Genomic DNA, 16,787 nt, shown 5'->3' with positions numbered 1-16,787 from the left:
GCGCCCCTGGTGCCGCGCGTCCAGCACCGGCCCCTACCCCAGGTCGCCGCCGGCCACCGGGAGGATGCTGCCGGTGAGGTAGGACGCCTCGTCCGAGGCAAGGAACACGATGGGCGCCGCCTGCTCGTCCAGGGTGCCGTAGCGCTTCATGAACGAGGACTCCACCGTCTGGTCAACGATGGTCTGGTACCAGTCCTTCTCAGTGGCGGATTCGGCGTCCGGCCCGCGCTTGACCTTACGCGGCGGGGCTTCCGTGCCGCCCGGGGCGGTGGCCACCACCCGGATGCCACGCCCGGCCACCTCCATGGCCAGCGACTGGGTCAGGGCGTTCACGCCACCTTTCGCCGCGGCATAGGGCACCCGGTGCATTCCGCGGGTGGCTACCGAGGAGACGTTCACGATCGTGCCGGAGCCCTGCTCGATCATGGCCGGCAGGACTGCCCGGCAGGTCCAGAGCGTGGGAAAGAGCGAGCGGCGGATTTCCTTCTCGATCTTGTCCTCGTCGTACTCCTCGTAGGGGCGGGCCCAGATGGTCCCGCCCACGTTGTTGACCAGGACGTCCACCCGCCCGTGGGCCGCGAGCGCGGCCTTGATGGCCTGGGTGGCACCGGCGAAGGTCTCCAGGTCTGCGGTGACAGCCGTGGCTGAGCCCCCCGAACCCGACGCCCTGGCGGCCTCGCCGATGCCGCGGGCAACATCGTGGACCAGGTCCGCGCGGTCCACCAGGACCACGGCGCCGCCCTCTGCGCCGATGCGTTCGGCCACCTTCTGGCCGATCCCCTGGGCGGCCCCGGTGACAACGGCGACCTTGCCGCCGAACCTGCCCGGGGTCACGTATTGCCCGGCGTACGGCGCAGCCATCAGCGGGCGGCCTTGGCGTCGATGGCCCCGGCCATGGTGTCCTTCGCGTCCTGGGCATGGGCGGTGATGACGGCGCGCAGGTGGTCCTTGTCGCCGCGTTCGAAGGCATTCACGATCTCAAGGTGGTCCTGGGTGACGCGTTCGAAGATCGGCGTGCCGGCCTCGAAGGCCGCGGCCATCTGGGCGTGGACGTCCAGGCGCCGGTAGGACTCCAGGAGCATCGGGTTGTCGCAGACCATGAAGAGGTACTCGTGGAATTCCTCGTTGGTGCGCGCGAACTCCTCGGGGTCGGTGATGTTCCCGCCCTGCACCGAGCCGGTGGTGGCTTCCGCGAGCCGGCGGAACTGGCGCAGCTGCTGTTCACTGAGCCTTCCCAGCAGCAGTTCGCTGACCGCAAGCTCTAGGCCCATGCGGGCGTCCAGCTGGGCGAAGCTGTCCTCCTTGCGGAAGTCCAGCCGGCCGGTCTCCAGCGAGGACACGGCCTCGCCGCGGCTCATGGTGTCGCCTTCGGCCTGGATCTTCCCGGCCGGTGCGGGGGCGCCGGTTTCGGCGTCGCCCCCGGTGGTCTCCTTCGGCGCGAAACGTTCGAAGTAGAAGTTGGCGGGCTTGATGCCTTCGATGTCCAGCCACTTGGAGACGGCGTTGACCATGGGCGGCGGGCCGCAGAGGTAGATGTCCACGTCGCCGTCGTTGAGGTGCTTCGGTTCGATGATCTGGGTGACGTAGCCGGTGTGCGGGGCGGAGGTGCCGGGCTCGGAGGCGATGTAGTCCCAGGTGAAGCCGGGCAGCTTCGCCTCGTAGGCGCGGAGCCAGTCCAGGCCCACGATGTCCGCCTCGCGGGTGAGCCCGTAGATGAGGTGGACCGGGGTGGACGGCGGGTTCTCGGAAAGCTTCTCCAGGATGGACAGCAGCGGGGCCAGGCCGGTGCCGCCGGCCAGGAGCAGCAGGGGCCGCTTCGGCTCGCGCAGGAAGAAGGATCCGTAGGGGCCGGTGAATTCGATGGCGTCGCCTACCGCGGCGCGGTCGCGCAGGTACTCGGACATGGCGCCCTGCGGGGTCACGCGGACCATGAAGGACGCGTCCTGGACCTCGGGGCCGCTGCTGAAGGAGTAGGAGCGCTCGGCGTCGGTGCCGGGAACCTTGAGGTTGACGTACTGCCCGGGGAGGAAGGCGAGCGCGTCGCGGTTGTCCACCTCAAGGGTGAAAGAGACCGTGGTGTCCGTGTGCCGGTTGAGCTCCTTGATGGTGGAGCTGAAGGTGGCGGCCGCCGTCTTGGCCGACTCGGACGTGGCCGGGATCTGGATGGCCAGGTCGGACTCCGGGACGGCCTGGCACGTCAGCATGTAGCCCTTTTCGAGTTCCTCCTCCGTCATGGCGTCGTCGATGAAGTCGCCCGGGTCGAAGGAGCCGGAATCGCAGAACGCCTTGCAGGTGCCGCAGGCGCCGTCGCGGCAGTCCGACGGAATGTTGATGCGCGCCTTGTAGGCCGCGTCCATGACGGTCTCATAGTCGCCGACCTTGATGACTTTCGTAACGCCGTCTTCGAAGCTGAGGGCTACTTTGTGGCCCATGGGGTCCTCCTGACTGGGCGGGCGCGTCGTCGCGTCCGGGAAAAGTTGGGGCGTGCCCGTCGGGCACAGGGGTGGGAGCTGCCGTGCGGCGCCCGTTCGTCCCGGGCGCCGGCTGCGGGCAGGTCAGATCATGTAGACGTCCACCACGTGGTGGATGTAGTCGTTCTTCAGGACCACTTTCTTCTTCAGGATCACCGGCTGCGGGCCGGAGAGGTCCAGGGTGTAGTAGCTGGTGCCGAAGTAGGTGTCCGTCGTGTTGTAGCGGAAGTAGAGGGTGAACCAGTTGAAGCGCACCTCCACCGTGCCGCCGTCGTTCGACAACACCTCGATGTCCGTGATGTTGTGGCCCGTGCGCGGCTCCGGGAGGGAAGTGGCCGATGACCTGTCGGTCTTGATCCGGAACACCCGGTCCTCGATGCCGCCGCGGTTGTCGTAGTAGATCAGGGAGATCTCGTTCTGGGGGTCCTGCGTCAGCTGGTCGTCCACGTCCCAGGCCGGCATCCAGAATTCGGAGTCCGGGTGGTAGCACTCCAGCCATTCATCGAACTGGCGGTCATCCAGCAGGCGGGCTTCCCGGTAGAGGAACGCCCGGACGGTTTCGAGGTTTGCGATCTCCTCCGCGGTCTTCAGGGCCGGGGCGGTGTGGGTCAGGTTGGTCATGGGTTCTGCGCTCTCTGTGGTTGCGGCGGGCTCTCTCAGGCAGTGACGGGAACGGATTCCAGGGCGGAACGCTCCTCTTCCTCCGCCAGGGCCCGGTCCATGACTTCCTTCCAGTACCCGTGCTGGATGGGGTAGAGCCCTTCGTCTTCGGTGCGCACGCCGGAGGCGATCACCCGGGTCATGCCCAGGGCCTGCGCCTGCTCATCCGGTCCGGTGATCTCGTGGGTGGAGCCGCGGGTCATGTCGTTCCACGGTGCGCTGGTGGCCCAGTAGGTCTTGTTGCAGGAGCGGAATTCCTCCAAGTCGTCCGGGGTGGCCATGCCCGTGGCGTTGAAGAAGTCCTCGTACTGGCGGATGCGCTTTGAACGGTTCTCCTGGGACTCGCCCTTGGGGGCGATGCAGTAGATGGTCACCTCGGTCTGGTCCGCGGAGATCGGCCGGAAGTGGCGGATCTGCGAGGAGAACTGGTCCATGATGTAGACGTTCGGGTACAGGCACAGGTTGCGGGAGATGTTGATCATGAAGTTCGCCATCTCCTCGCCGTACTTGGCCACAAGCTCGTCGCGGCGGTCCCAGAGCGGACGGTCCTGGGGGTTGGTCCATTCCTGCCACAGCAGCAGGTGTCCGTGGTCATAGGAGTAGAAACCTCCCTTGACCTTGCCCCACTTGCCGGCGTCCATGGCCTTGGTCTTATTGGCGGAGTCGCCGGCGCTGCGGCGCGCGGTGGTGGCGGCATAGTTCCAGTGCACGGCCGTGACGTGGTAGCCGTCCGCGCCGTTCTCGGCCTGGACCTTCCAGTTGCCGTCGTAGGTGTAGGTGGACGAACCCCGCAGCACTTCCAGGCCTTCGGGCGACTGGTCGACAATCGAGTCGATGACCTTGGTGGCATCGCCCAGGTGCTCCTCGAGCGGGAGCACGTCGGCCTTCAGCGAGCCGAACAGGAAGCCGCGGTAGGACTCGAAGCGGGCCACCGTGGTGAGGTCGTGCGAGCCTTCCTTGTTGAAGGTCTCGGGGTAGCCGGCGTTCCGGGAGTCCTTGACCTTCAGCAGCTCGCCGGAGTTCTTGAAGGTCCAGCCGTGGAAGGGGCAGGTGAAGGTGGTGCGGTTGTCCGTCTTACGCCGGCACAGCATGGCGCCGCGGTGCGAACAGGCGTTCACCAGGCAGTTCAGCTTCCCGTCCTTGTCCCGGGTGATCATCACGGGGGTGCGGCCGATGTAGGTGGTGAAGTAGTCGCCCACGTTGGGGATCTGCGACTCGTGGGCGAGGTACACCCAGTTGCCTTCGAAGATGTGCTTCATCTCGAGTTCGAAGATCTCCTGGTCGGTGAAGATCTCGCGCTTGGCCCGGATGACGCCGTTCTCTCGGTCGTCGATCACGGCGTCTGCAAGGACCTCGCGGGCATGGATCAGGTTCTCGGTCATGGCGTGCTCCTTCATTGGAGATTGCTGGACGGATGGGCGGAGGTCCACTCGGGAAAAGGCTTCGGCGGCGGACGTTGTCCAGCAATTCTTGCCGCTCGTGATTGGCCTCACATCAGGCAAATACCTAGGTTCCACCAAGGGTGCCTTTATGTACTGATAATGACTCAAAAGGCGCCTAGTTGATATTTGTAGCGTCCTTATCTCCGGCTTACGCTTGAGACCGAGATCACGCGGTGCGGCGCAGGGCAGGTGGAACGTCCGCCCCGCAGGCCGCGTGGGGAGCAGGAGCCCTTCCTGTCCCATTCAATGAAGAAGGTGGACATCGTCATGACCCAAACCCCAACGGACAGCCGCACTGAAAACGAAGGCACCGCCGTCGAAGCAGGCTCCAAGGCAACCGAGCGGTTCGCTGCGTCAGGCAAGCTCTCCCGCGTGGATGTATCCAAAGAACGGGTGAGCCTGCTGGCCGGCGCACTGATCAAGGCCGCCAACGACATCGTCGTCGAGCACCAGGTCACCTACGAGGAATACAACGCCCTGAAAGCGTGGCTGATCAAGGTGGGCACGGACGGTGAATGGCCGCTGTTCCTCGACGTCTGGCTTGAACACACCGTTGAGGACGTGAACTCCCAGGACCGTCCCGGCACCGTCGGCACCATCGAGGGCCCCTACTACGTTCCCGGCTCTCCGGAACTCCAGACGCCCGCCACCGTGGAAATGCGCGACGACGAAGAGGGCACCCCGCTGCGCTTCACCGGCCAGTTCACCGACACCGACGGCAACCCCATCCAGGGTGCCCAGGTGGAGATCTGGCACGCGGACGCCGCCGGCTTCTACTCCCAGTACGCCCCGGGCATGCCCGAGTGGCTGTTCCGGGCCACCGTCAAGGCCTCCGACGACGGCCGGTTCGAGATCAACACGATGCGTCCGGCGCCCTACCAGATCCCCACGGACGGCGCCTGCGGGCAGCTGATCAACGCCGCGGGCTGGCACGCCTGGCGTCCCGCGCACATCCACATCAAGGTATCCGCGCCGGGCTACGAGCCGGTCACGCAGCAGCTGTACTTCCCCGGCGACCCCCACAACGCGGACGACATCGCCTCGGCAGTGAAGCCTGAACTGATGCTGGACCCCCGCCCCCGTACCGACGGGAAGGGCGAGGAAGTAGTTTATGACTACGTCCTGGCAAAGCAGGGCCAGAAGAAGTAGCAGGCAAACTGGGAGTTACCCCCGCACGGAGGCGCTCCGGAGCTGATGCTTCGGAGCGCCTCCGGTTTTTCCGCGCCAGCCAGGAGTTCCGATGAGCCATCCCCGCCCCGACCCGGCCGCCACATCCGTCGGGTCGGCCCCGCCGGCGCCGGCGCCGGAACCCCTTCTGGAACGCCCGGGGGTCCGGCCCGCTGGTCCGCGCCGGATTCTTCGCGACCTGGGCCTGTCGTATGTCTCCAACGGGGCAATCGGGCTCATTTTCGCGGCGTCCGGACCCATCGCCGTCACCCTGGCCGTGGGGTCGGCCGGCGGCCTGACCCAGGGCCAGCTGTCGTCCTGGGTTTTTGGCATTCTCTTTTCCGGCGGGGCGGCCACGCTGCTGATGTCGCTCGTTTACCGGCAGCCCCTGGGCTTCGCCTGGTCCATCCCCGGCACGGTACTCCTGGGACCATCGCTGCAGCACCTGGCCTTCCCCGAAGTCGTCGGGGCCTTCTTCACCTCCGGCCTGCTGATCCTCGCCCTGGGCGCCACCGGGGTGGTGCGCAAAGCGATGGCGCTGGTGCCCATGCCGCTCGTGATGGCCATGGTGGCCGCGGTGTTCCTGAAATTCGGCACCGACATCGTTGCCTCAACGCAGGACAACCCGGCCGTGGCGGCTCCGATGGTGGTTGCGTTCCTGGTCCTCACCGCGGTCCCCAAGCTTGGCCGGTACCTACCGCCGGTCCTGGGCACCCTGGTGGCAGGCGGCATCGCAGTGGCGGCCAGCGGCCAGTTCCACCTGCCACCTGGCGGACCGCTCCTGGCCACCCCGGTCTTCACCGCCCCTGATTTCACGTGGGCCGCCCAGCTCGAACTGGTGGTTCCGCTGGCCCTCACCGTCCTGTTCGTCCAAAACGGCCAGGGCATCGCCGTCCTCCGCGCCGCCGGCCATCAGCCGCCGGTGAATGCCTTCGCTATTGCCTCCGGAGCGTTCTCGGTGCTGAACGCCGGGTTCGGGGCCGTTTCGGCATGCGTTACCGGCCCCACCAACGCGCTGTTGACCTCGTCCGGGAAGAGGGAGCGCCAATATACGGCCGCCGTGGCGTACGGCCTGCTGGCCCTGGTGTTCGCGGCGTTTGCCCCCACCCTGACCCGGCTGATGCTGGCCGCGCCCAAAGAGTTCGTTCTGGCGCTGGGTGGCATCGCGATGCTGCGGGCACTTCAGCAGGCCTTCGTGACCGCCTTCGCCACCAGCTTCACCCTGGGTTCGCTGGTGACGTTCGTGGTGACCATCTCGGGCATGAACCTCTTCAACATCCATGCAGCCTTCTGGGGCCTGGTGATTGGCTACGGGGTGTCCCGCCTGCTGGAGCGTGAGGACCACGCCCAATCCTGACAGCTGCACTTCCCGGCGGGTTCTTCTGCGTCAGCGCATGTCCGGTTCCAGCGCCCAGGCAAGCCGGTGCAGGAAAGTCGCGGTCCTGCTCCTGAACGCCAGCCATGCAGGCCGCTCCCACCAGGGCTTCGCGCTGATCTGCGGGGCGTGGGGCTGTGCGCTTTCACCCGTGCGGATGGCGCCCGCAAATAAGAGGGCAATGAGGCTTGCGCTTTCCATCGTTCTCCAAGCTCTACTGATCAATCCGGTGTACCACCACCGTGCCCTTCCAAATAAGGCTTCAAACACCATCTGGAGGTCCATCCCGTTGCGGGGAGAGCGTGCCGGTGCTGCGTTAGGCACGTGCAGTATTAGGCAATAGTCTGGCCAGATGGGGACCAGTGCCGTGAACTCCGGCGAACAGATGGACAGGCAGACGCGCATCCTCGATGCGGCGATGGATTTGCTGTCCCGCCACGGCATCTCGGGCGTGAGCATGCGCGCCGTGGCACGCGAAGCGGGCGTGGCGCTTGGCCTGGTGAACTACTACTACGACGACAAGACGACCCTGATCAGGGCGGCCCTGCGCCGGGTGGATGAGCACGACGTTGCGCTCGTGGCCCCCGACCCATCGCTGGCCCCCGACGAACAGTTGCGCGCGGCCCTGCGCCGCGTAGCGGGGGCGGACCTGTTGACCACGCGCTACCTTTCCCTCCGCCTGCACCTGTGGGCCCTCGCCCAAGCGGACGAGGACTACGCGCAGATCAACGCCGCCGCCTTCGACCGGTACATCGACGGGCTCGCAACACTGGTGTCCAACGCCAACCCCGGGCTTTCCTGGGAGGCCTGCAGGGAGCGGGGGGCGGAGATCGTGGTGATCCAGAACGGCGTGTGGCTGACGGCCCTTCTGGGGGTGGACAAGGCCTCCATCGAGCGAAGCATCGCCCGTACGGAGCAGATTGCGTTCGCGCCGGCCCCGGACTAAAGCGGCCGGAACCCGGAAGCCCACCTGATCGAGGGGGCTTTGGAAGGCAACAGTAGCGCCATAAACAGCATTGAACAAGCGTTCAAGAAAAGTATTGAACACTCGTTCAACGTGCATTACTGTCCTTCCTATGACTTACGCCACAGCAACGCAGGACGTCAGCGCATCCCCTGAAACCACCACAGCGTCCTCCCTGTTCATCAACGGGCGATGGGAGGCCGCGGCATCCGGCGCGGTGCGGGAGATCCGCAACCCGGCCGACGGCGAACTGGTCGCCACCGTCTCGGAGGCCGGCCGGGACGACGCTGAACGTGCCATCACCGCCGCCCGTGCCGCCTTCGACTCCGGGGCCTGGTCCAGCGTCCCGGCACCCGAGCGTGGCACCTTCCTCCTGAAGGTCGCCGCCGGCCTCCGCGAACGCCGCGAAGAGTTTGCCCGCGCGGAATCGCTCGATACCGGCAAGCGGATGGTCGAGAGCCGCATCGACATGGACGACATCGCCGCCTGCTTCGAGTACTTCGGCAGGCTCGCCGGGCAGCAGGCGGGCCGGGTGGTGGACGCCGGGGACGCCGCCGTCGTGAGCAGGATCGCCTACGAACCCGTTGGCGTCTGCGGGCTCATCACGCCGTGGAACTACCCGCTCCTGCAGGCGGCGTGGAAGATCGCCCCCGCGCTGGCCGCCGGCTGCACCTTCGTCCTCAAGCCCTCCGAACTGACGCCCTCCACCAGCATCCTGGCCATGCAGCTGCTGCAGGACCTCGGCCTGCCCGACGGCGTCGCCAACCTCGTCACCGGTGCCGGCGCACAGGCGGGCGCCCCGCTCTCGGAACACCCCGACGTCGACCTTGTCTCCTTCACCGGCGGCCTGGAAACCGGCAAGCGCATCGCCGCCTCCGCCGCCGGCACCGTCAAGAAGGTGGCGCTCGAACTCGGCGGCAAGAACCCCAACGTTGTCTTCGCCGACGCGGACTTCGATGCCGCCGTCGACAACGCCCTGAACGGCGCCTTCGTCCACTCCGGGCAGGTCTGCTCCGCCGGCGCCCGGCTGCTGGTGGAGGAATCCATCGCCGAACGCTTCGTGGACGAACTGGTCCGCCGGGCAGAGGGCATCCGCCTGGGCGGCCCCTTCGACGACGCCGCAGAAACCGGCCCCCTGATCTCCGCCGCCCACCGGGACAAGGTCCACGCCTACGTCCAGCGCGGCCTCCAGGAAGGCGCGCGGCTCCGCACCGGCGGCGCCGCACCGCAGGGCGAAAAGTACGACGCCGGCTTCTACTATCAGCCGACCATCCTGGACCGCGTCTCCCGCGGCATGTCCGTGGTCACCGACGAGGCGTTCGGCCCGGTGGTGACGGTGGAAACCTTCCGCACCGAGGACGAGGCCGTGGCCACGGCGAACGACACCATCTACGGCCTGGCCGGCGCGGTGTGGACCCAGGACGCCGGCAAGGCGCAGCGCGTGGCGTCCCGCCTGCGGCACGGCACCATCTGGATCAACGACTACCACCCCTACCTCCCCCAGGCCGAGTGGGGCGGCTTCGGCCAGTCCGGCGTCGGCCGCGAGCTGGGCCCCACCGGCCTGGCCGAATACCAGGAAGCCAAGCACATCTACCAGAACACCAGCCCGCAGGTCACCGGCTGGTTTGCTGACCACGGCAAGGAGAACTAGATGCACTACGACAACATCGAGGACGCGACAGAACGCGGGTTCGACTACGTCGTCATCGGCGGCGGTTCCGCGGGCGCGGCCGTGGCAGCACGGCTGAGCGAGGATGCGGAGGTGACCGTGGCCCTCATCGAGGCGGGCCCGGACGACCGCAATATCCCCGAGATCCTGCAGCTGGACCGCTGGATGGAACTGCTGGAATCCGGTTACGACTGGGACTACCCCATCGAGCCGCAGGAGAATGGCAACTCCTTCATGCGCCACGCCCGCGCCAAGGTGATGGGCGGCTGCTCCAGCCACAACTCCTGCATCGCCTTCTGGGCCCCGCGCGAGGACCTGGACGAATGGGAGTCCAAGTACGGCGCCACCGGCTGGAACGCCGATGCCGCCTGGCCGCTGTACAAGCGGCTGGAAACCAACCAGGACGCCGGGCCCGACGCACCGCACCACGGGGACTCCGGCCCCGTGCACCTGATGAACGTGCCCCCGGCGGATCCTGCCGGCGTCGCCCTCCTGGACGCCTGTGAACAGGCGGGCATCCCCCGCACGAAGTTCAACACCGGCACCACCGTGGTCAACGGCGCCAACTTCTTCCAGATCAACCGCCGCGCGGACGGTACCCGCTCCTCCAGCTCCGTGTCCTACATCCACCCCATCGTGGACCGCCCCAACTTCACCCTGCTGACCGGCCTGCGCGCCCGCCAGCTGGTGATCGACGCGGACAAGCGCTGCACCGGCGTGGACGTGGTGGACGGTGCGTTCGGCCGCACCCACCGGCTCACCGCGCACCGGGAAGTCATCGTGTCCACCGGTGCCATCGACTCCCCCAAGCTGCTCATGCTCTCCGGCATCGGCCCGGCGGCGCACCTGGCCCAGCACGGCATCGAGGTCCTGGTGGATTCCCCCGGCGTCGGCGAAAACCTGCAGGACCACCCCGAGGGCGTGGTGCAGTTCGAGGCCAAACAGCCCATGGTGCAGACCTCCACCCAGTGGTGGGAAATCGGCATCTTCACCCCCACCGAGGACGGCCTGGACCGCCCCGACCTGATGATGCACTACGGCTCCGTGCCGTTCGACATGAACACGCTGCGACACGGCTACCCCACCACAGAGAACGGCTTCAGCCTCACCCCCAACGTCACGCACGCCCGCTCCCGCGGGACGGTCCGGCTGCGCAGCCGCGACTTCCGCGACAAGCCCATGGTGGACCCGCGCTACTTCACGGACCCGGACGGCCACGACATGCGCGTCATGGTGGCCGGGATCCGCAAGGCCCGCGAGATCGCCGCCCAGCCCGCCATGGCGGAATGGACCGGCCGGGAGCTCTCGCCCGGAATCGGGGCGCAGACGGACGAGGAGCTGCAGGACTACATCCGCAAGACCCACAACACCGTCTATCACCCCGTGGGCACCGTCCGCATGGGCCCGGCCGACGACGGCATGTCGCCGCTGGATCCCCAGCTGCGGGTCAAGGGCGTCACCGGCCTCCGGGTCGCCGATGCGTCCGTCATGCCCGAGCACGTCACCGTCAACCCCAACATCACCGTCATGATGATCGGCGAGCGCTGTGCTGATTTGATCCGCGCCGACTATGCCGGCGCGGACGCCCTGGAAGAGAAGGAGCTCACCACGTCCCTCGCCTGAACGGCGGGTCACAAGGGGCCGCATTCCTCAACGATGACGGCCCCGCAGAACGTTATCTTGCCGCACCCCAGGGCGGCCGGTCACATCGTGCTTTTCTGATCTAGGAGTCCAATTTGGAACCCAGCAAGAGTATTGATTCAAGCGGCATGGACGAATTTGGCTACACCCAGACCCTCGACCGGAGCATCGGCAAGTTCGCCAGCTTCGCCGCGGGTGTCAGCTATATCTCCATCCTCACCGGTGTTTTCCAACTGTTCTACTTCGGCTTTTCCATGGCCGGACCGGCGTATGCCTGGTCCTGGCCCATCGTGTTCGTCGGCCAGCTGATGGTGGCCCTGTGTTTCGCCGAGCTGGCCGGCCGCTACCCTGTTGCGGGCTCGGTCTACAACTGGGCCAAGCGGCTGTCCTCCGGAACCTCGTCCTGGCTGGCCGGCTGGCTGCTGCTGTTGTCCTCCATCATGGCGCTGGGCTCGGTGGCACTGGCGCTGCAGATCACCCTCCCCCAACTCTGGGAGGGCTTCCAGTTCGTCGGGGACGGCACCGGGCCCTATGACTTCGCCATGAACGGCGTGGTGCTGGCCACCATCATGATCACCATCTCCACGCTCATCAACGCCTTCGGCGTGAAGCTGATGACCAGGATAAACAGCATCGGCGTCTTCGTGGAGCTGGTCGCCGCCGTCCTGCTGATCCTGGCACTGGGCTGGCACGTGGTGCGGGGGCCGGAGGTCTTCTTTGATACGGCCGGTTTCGGGGAAGGCAAGGACCTGGGCTTCTTCGGCGTCTTCCTCATCGGCGCCATGGCCTCCGGCTATGTCATGTACGGCTTCGACACCGCCAGCTCGCTGGGCGAGGAAACCAAGGACCCCAAGAAGACCGCTCCCAAGGCCATCCTGCGCGCCGTTACGGCGTCCTTCCTGCTGGGCGGCGGAATCCTGCTGTTCGGCATCCTGGCCGCACCGGACCTCAGTGACCCGCAGATCGGCTCCCCCGACGGCGGTCTGCAGCACATCGTCCTTTCCGTCCTGGGCGGCCCGTTCGGCAAGGCCTTCCTGGCCTGCATCGTGGCGGCTGTGGTGGTCTGCACCCTGGCCGTCCACGCCGCCGCCATCCGCATGATGTTCGCCATGGCCCGCGACAACAACCTGCCCTTCAGCCGGCAGCTCAGCAAGGTGGATCCGGTCCGCAGGACGCCCACAGTCGCGGCCATCGTCATCGGCGTCATCGCCGTCATCCCGCTGCTGGTCAACGTGATGCAGCCGGCCATCTTCACCATCCTGTCCAGCATCAGCATCGTGCTGATCTACCTGTCCTACCTCCTGGTCACGGTCCCCCTGCTGCGCAAGCGGCTCGCCAGGAAGTGGCCCATCCTGGATGACGGTTCCGAGCCCGGGTTCTGCATGGGCAAGTGGGGGCTTCCCGTAAACATCCTCGCCGTCCTGTGGGGTGCGGCGATGACGGTGAACCTGGTCTGGCCCCGCCCGGAGATCTACAACTCGGTGCCGCCGTTCGAGTGGTACCTGCAGTGGGGCGGGGTGTTCTTCGTGGCCGCCGTGGTGATTGGCGGGGCCATGCTCTACCGCCTGAAGATCCGCCATCAGACCGGGGTGCTGGCCGAACACGCCGCCGCAGTCGCCGCCCATCCGTCGTCCAACGACCCCCGGTTCGACGCCACCGAGGACGCGGTGCCAGCCAACGCAGTCCTGGCAACCGAGGGCTAGCAACACCACAGCAGAACGGGCCGACGTCGGCACCCACCCGGGTGCCGACGTCGGCCCTTCCTGCGTCCCCGGACGCTGCCATGTTGAGCGCCGGCGTCACACAACGGAACGGCCATCGGATCCGGACCGGCAACGCCCTACCCTTGACAGGTGACTTTGACTAAGATCCGTACCGCCGCCGCGGGCTCACTCGCCGCCGCCGGTCTCCTGCTTACCCTTGCCGGCTGTTCCACGCCGGCGGCCAACCAGCCCAGCTCCTCTGCGCCTGCCTCTTCAGCAGCGGCTTCCTCCAGCGCCAGCGCCGCCTCAACCTCTGCCGGTCCCTGCGCCGGCGTGAAGGTCATCGTCGATTCCGGCGCCCTGAAGCAGTCCGCCGCCGACACCTCCACCTGCGTGTCCGTGGACGGACCCACCGTGGCCGCCAAGGTCCTCGAACAGGCCAAGATCAAGACCGAGGGCACCGCCAAGTACCCCACAAGCTTCGCGTGCCGCGTCAACGGCGTGCCCGCCGCGGACTTCGACATCAAGCACAAGGGTGGCACCACCCGTGAAGCGTGCGATGACAAAAACACTGTCTCGTATTGGGCGCTCTGGGTGAAGCCCGCCGCCGGCACGTGGGCTTACGCGCAGGAAGGCCTGGACAGCCTGAAGCTCAACCCCGGCGAGAGCCTTGAACTGCTCTACACGGTGGACAACGAACCGGCAGCCCCCGCGGCATGACCTTCCGGCCCGCGCCGTTGCGCGCAGCGGCGGTTCTCGCTGCTGTGTTCATCGCGGCGCGGGTCGCCTACCGGGTCCTTTTCAACGGGACGGCCACCGGTTCCCCGGTCCTGCTGGACCTGCCCGCGCTGCGGCTTCCCGCCCCGTACGCCCATGTGGTGTTCCTGGGCCCCATCACGGCCCCGGGGCTCTGGGCGGCAGTGCTGTCCGCGCTCCCGATCGCCGCAACGATCCTCGGCTTCGGCCTGCTCAATGCCTGGGTGGATGTATCCCGCGGCTTCGTCCGGCTGGCCCGGGGCGGCCCCCTGCAAGGCGTGGCCCGGATGCTGGTGGTGGCCTGGGCCGCGCTCCCCGCGCTGGCGGAGGCCGTGGCCTCGGTGCGCCTGGCGTTCCGGCTGCGGGGCGAACGCTTCGGCCCGCGCGCCCTGGTCCCCGTGCTCGAACGGACCCTGGAGCACGCCGCCCGCATTGCCGCGGCCCTGGAGCTGCGCGGCTTCGGCAGCCGGGCATTTCGCCAAGGACGTCACGACGGCGGCGCGCCGCTTCTGGTGCGCGACGCACATTTCCGCATCGCTGACACGCGCATCCGGGTTGACTCGTTTGCACCGCCGGCCGGGTCCGTCGCGGTGATCACCGGGCCCACAGGCTCCGGCAAGTCCACCATCCTGCGCGGCCTCGCGGGCCTCCTTTCCCATGTGGACGGCGGCGGGCTGACCGGCACCGTACAGATAGCCGGGACGGACCGCGCCGACGCTCCCCCGCGCGATACCGCGGGGTTGGTGGGCGCCGTCCTGCAGAATCCGCGCGCAGCCTTTGCGACCACCCGGGTCCGGGACGACATCGCCCTGGCGCTCGAGCTCCGCGGCGTGCCGTCCTCCGCCGCGAAGGCCCGGGTGCTGGAGGTGGCCGATCGCATCGGGGTCTCCGCGCTGCTGGACCGGGACGTCAGCACCCTCTCGGCAGGCGAGGCAACGCTCGTGGCCATCGCCGCCGCCGTCGTGGACCAGCCCCGGCTGCTGCTGGTGGACGAACCCCTGGCCGACCTGGACGCCACGGCACGCAGCCGCGTCATCACCGTGCTCAGCACCCTGGCCCGCGAACACGGCGTGTGCATCATCGTGGCCGAACACCGGGCCGCGGCGCTGGCTCCGGTGGCTGATTCCTGGTGGACCATCGAGGGCGGCGCGCTGGTACCGGGCACCGCTCCCTCCCCCTCCGCTCCGGCCACCACCGCTCCCGCCGGCTCCTGGGCGGCGGCCGCTCCCGACCACGCCCGCACCCCTGTCCTGACGGCGACCCACCTCGAGGTACACCGGAAAGGCGCGACGCTGGTCCGCGACGCCTCGCTCGCCCTGCACCGCGGCGAGATCGTGGCGCTGGTTGGGCCCAACGGGGCCGGGAAGTCGTCCCTCCTGGTGGCGCTGGCCCTCGGCGAAGGTACAGGGACAACGTCCGACGGCGGCAGGGTCGCCCTGGTGCCGGACGCCTCGGACGACCTGTTCACGAGGGATACGGTCGCGGGCGAACTGAGGTCGGCGGAGCGGCGGCTGGCGCGCCGGAAGAACGGCACGGCGGTTGCTGCTGGTACCGCCGCGGCCCGCCTTGCCCGGCTGCGGGGAGGCGTCCATATGCCGATCGGCAACCAGCATCCGCGGGACCTCTCCGCCGGCGAGCGCAGGATCCTGGCCATCGCCCTGCAGACCATGGATGACCCGGATGTACTGCTCATCGACGAGCCCACGCGCGGACTCGATCCGGCCGCACGGACTGCAGTGGCGGCGGCTCTGCAGACCGCGGCAGAGGACGGCGCGGCGGTCCTGATCGCCACGCACGACCTCGACTTCGCCCACGGCCTGGGAGCCCGAATCCTGCCCATGCGGAACGGCGTGGCACCATCCGTGGAACCTGTCCCTGTCCCGGAACCGTATGTCCCTGCACCGCGCGTCCAAACATCCGTGCCCGCTCGTGCCGAAGCGCAGGCGGGGGCGTCCACCGCTGAACCGGCAGACGTACAGGGCGCCAGGAGGCCCCACCGGGTCCGGTTGCCGCGGAGCGCCGAGCTTGCTGTCCTCGCCCTCGCCAACCTGGCTGCCCTGGCGGCGTTCTGCTGGCCGCTGCTGGCCGCGGCACTCCCCCAGGACGCTGCCGCCGCCACCCCCTACATTGCCCTGGCCATCGCACCCGTGGCAGCGGTCGCCGTCCTGCTTTCCCTGGACGGGTCCGTCCGCTCGGCGCACACCGCGGCGCTGCTGGGTGTGCTGGCTGCCGTCGGTTCCGCCGTGCGGGTGGCGAGCACCGGCGTCGGCGGCGTGGAAGCAGTGTTCATCCTGCTGATCCTGGCGGGCCGCGCGTTCGGTGCCCGGTTCGGCCTGCTGCTCGGTGCCGCAACCATCGCCGTCTCCAGCGCGCTCTGGGGCGGGATCGGGCCGTGGACCCCGTTCCAGATCTTTGCCTGCGCGTGGGTGGGCGCGGGCGCTGGCCTCCTCCCCCGCCGGGTGCGCGGCAAAGCCGAACTGTGGATGCTGGCGGCCTACGGGGTGGTGGCGTCCTACGTGTTCGGGCTGCTGCTGAACCTGTGGTTCTGGCCCTTCGCGGTGGGCGCCGGCACCGGCATCTCCTACGTTGCGGGCGCACCGCTGGGCACCAACCTCAGCAGCTTCCTGCTGTACTCGCTGCTGACGTCGACGGCGGGCTGGGACACCCTGCGCGCGGTCACCACGGTGATCGGCATCGCCGTGGTAGGCCGCGCAGTGCTCGCCTCCCTGCGGCGGGTGAAGCCGGTGTCGGATGGGATGGCAGGATCCCGTGGACATACTGTGCACGCGCCGGCACCGTCGGACGCTGCAACGAACCAGCAACAGCTGACCCCTTAGCGTTTGTTGAGCGACTGAAACACCAAATGAGTCAGTAGCCGGCCGATTTCCCCCTGCCGAAAATAGGGGAGTTTTGCTACCGAATTCGTTCTTTCCCCGGAT

General features: G+C 67.9%; 13 protein-coding genes. 8 read left to right on the top strand and 5 right to left on the bottom strand.

What is annotated here, in order from left to right:
- Positions 1 to 33: 33 nt before the first annotated feature.
- The 4 genes from ACR65J_RS05530 to benA form a co-directional block, all read right to left on the bottom strand.
- Entirely contained in the window at positions 34 to 861 is an 828-nt protein-coding gene (locus ACR65J_RS05530; RefSeq protein WP_440166816.1) for a 1,6-dihydroxycyclohexa-2,4-diene-1-carboxylate dehydrogenase, read from the bottom strand.
- Positions 861 to 2,432: a benzoate 1,2-dioxygenase electron transfer component BenC gene (benC, locus tag ACR65J_RS05525; RefSeq protein WP_440166814.1), complete on the bottom strand. Its 1,572-nt coding sequence runs from the start codon at positions 2,430 to 2,432 to the stop codon at positions 861 to 863. The genes ACR65J_RS05530 and benC overlap by 1 nt, the downstream gene beginning before the upstream one ends.
- Before the next feature lie 123 nt (positions 2,433 to 2,555).
- Entirely contained in the window at positions 2,556 to 3,092 is a 537-nt protein-coding gene (gene benB / locus ACR65J_RS05520) for a benzoate 1,2-dioxygenase small subunit (RefSeq protein ID WP_440166812.1), read from the bottom strand.
- Between the two features lie 35 nt (positions 3,093 to 3,127).
- A complete protein-coding gene (benA, locus tag ACR65J_RS05515) occupies positions 3,128 to 4,513 on the bottom strand; it encodes a benzoate 1,2-dioxygenase large subunit (protein WP_440166810.1) in 1,386 nt (461 codons plus the stop codon).
- A gap of 327 nt (positions 4,514 to 4,840) precedes the next feature.
- Here benA and catA point away from each other — a divergent pair, with 327 nt between their 5' ends.
- Positions 4,841 to 5,722 carry a catechol 1,2-dioxygenase gene (gene catA / locus ACR65J_RS05510; protein WP_224023546.1) on the top strand — a complete coding sequence of 294 codons (882 nt, stop codon included), beginning with the start codon at positions 4,841 to 4,843 and terminating at the stop codon, positions 5,720 to 5,722.
- A gap of 91 nt (positions 5,723 to 5,813) precedes the next feature.
- On the top strand, positions 5,814 to 7,097 hold the full coding sequence (locus ACR65J_RS05505; RefSeq protein ID WP_440166808.1) for a benzoate/H(+) symporter BenE family transporter: 1,284 nt from the start codon (positions 5,814 to 5,816) through the stop codon (positions 7,095 to 7,097).
- Positions 7,098 to 7,127: 30 nt separating this feature from the next.
- Here the strand turns inward: ACR65J_RS05505 and ACR65J_RS05500 are convergent, their stop codons facing one another.
- The gene (locus tag ACR65J_RS05500) at positions 7,128 to 7,316 is read right to left on the bottom strand and encodes a hypothetical protein (RefSeq protein ID WP_440166806.1); all 189 of its coding nucleotides are present in this window, start codon (positions 7,314 to 7,316) and stop codon (positions 7,128 to 7,130) included.
- 151 nt (positions 7,317 to 7,467) lie between these two features.
- On the opposite strand from ACR65J_RS05500, the gene ACR65J_RS05495 reads away from it, so the two are divergent.
- From ACR65J_RS05495 to ACR65J_RS05470, 6 genes are all read left to right on the top strand, one after another.
- Positions 7,468 to 8,061 carry a TetR/AcrR family transcriptional regulator gene (locus tag ACR65J_RS05495; RefSeq protein WP_440166804.1) on the top strand — a complete coding sequence of 198 codons (594 nt, stop codon included), beginning with the start codon at positions 7,468 to 7,470 and terminating at the stop codon, positions 8,059 to 8,061.
- Between the two features lie 130 nt (positions 8,062 to 8,191).
- Positions 8,192 to 9,730, top strand: coding sequence for an aldehyde dehydrogenase family protein (locus ACR65J_RS05490; protein ID WP_440166802.1), 1,539 nt, complete (start codon positions 8,192 to 8,194; stop codon positions 9,728 to 9,730).
- Positions 9,731 to 11,371 carry a GMC family oxidoreductase gene (locus ACR65J_RS05485; protein ID WP_440166800.1) on the top strand — a complete coding sequence of 547 codons (1,641 nt, stop codon included), beginning with the start codon at positions 9,731 to 9,733 and terminating at the stop codon, positions 11,369 to 11,371.
- Between the two features lie 146 nt (positions 11,372 to 11,517).
- Positions 11,518 to 13,092, top strand: coding sequence for an APC family permease (locus ACR65J_RS05480; RefSeq protein WP_440167411.1), 1,575 nt, complete (start codon positions 11,518 to 11,520; stop codon positions 13,090 to 13,092).
- A 150-nt stretch (positions 13,093 to 13,242) separates the two neighbouring features.
- The gene (locus tag ACR65J_RS05475; RefSeq protein WP_440166798.1) at positions 13,243 to 13,812 is read left to right on the top strand and encodes a hypothetical protein; all 570 of its coding nucleotides are present in this window, start codon (positions 13,243 to 13,245) and stop codon (positions 13,810 to 13,812) included.
- Positions 13,809 to 16,685, top strand: a complete 2,877-nt coding sequence (locus tag ACR65J_RS05470; protein WP_440166797.1) for an ATP-binding cassette domain-containing protein — start codon at positions 13,809 to 13,811, stop codon at positions 16,683 to 16,685. Before ACR65J_RS05475 ends, ACR65J_RS05470 begins: the two co-directional genes overlap by 4 nt.
- Positions 16,686 to 16,787: the final 102 nt, after the last annotated feature.

It is taken from the genome of Arthrobacter sp. SAFR-044 (genome assembly GCF_059414985.1).
The sequence above is the reverse complement of the archived record's forward strand: the minus strand, read 5'-3'. Positions and strand labels throughout refer to the sequence as shown.

Coding starts and splice junctions, on each gene's coding strand:
- ACR65J_RS05490 (WP_440166802.1), top strand. CDS start 8,192: ATGACTTACGCCACAGCAACGCAGGACGTCAGCGCATCCCCTGAAACC.
- ACR65J_RS05485 (WP_440166800.1), top strand. CDS start 9,731: ATGCACTACGACAACATCGAGGACGCGACAGAACGCGGGTTCGACTAC.
- benC (WP_440166814.1), bottom strand. CDS start 2,432: ATGGGCCACAAAGTAGCCCTCAGCTTCGAAGACGGCGTTACGAAAGTC.
- ACR65J_RS05530 (WP_440166816.1), bottom strand. CDS start 861: ATGGCTGCGCCGTACGCCGGGCAATACGTGACCCCGGGCAGGTTCGGC.
- benA (WP_440166810.1), bottom strand. CDS start 4,513: ATGACCGAGAACCTGATCCATGCCCGCGAGGTCCTTGCAGACGCCGTG.
- ACR65J_RS05470 (WP_440166797.1), top strand. CDS start 13,809: ATGACCTTCCGGCCCGCGCCGTTGCGCGCAGCGGCGGTTCTCGCTGCT.
- benB (WP_440166812.1), bottom strand. CDS start 3,092: ATGACCAACCTGACCCACACCGCCCCGGCCCTGAAGACCGCGGAGGAG.
- ACR65J_RS05495 (WP_440166804.1), top strand. CDS start 7,468: ATGGGGACCAGTGCCGTGAACTCCGGCGAACAGATGGACAGGCAGACG.
- ACR65J_RS05500 (WP_440166806.1), bottom strand. CDS start 7,316: ATGGAAAGCGCAAGCCTCATTGCCCTCTTATTTGCGGGCGCCATCCGC.
- catA (WP_224023546.1), top strand. CDS start 4,841: ATGACCCAAACCCCAACGGACAGCCGCACTGAAAACGAAGGCACCGCC.
- ACR65J_RS05480 (WP_440167411.1), top strand. CDS start 11,518: ATGGACGAATTTGGCTACACCCAGACCCTCGACCGGAGCATCGGCAAG.
- ACR65J_RS05505 (WP_440166808.1), top strand. CDS start 5,814: ATGAGCCATCCCCGCCCCGACCCGGCCGCCACATCCGTCGGGTCGGCC.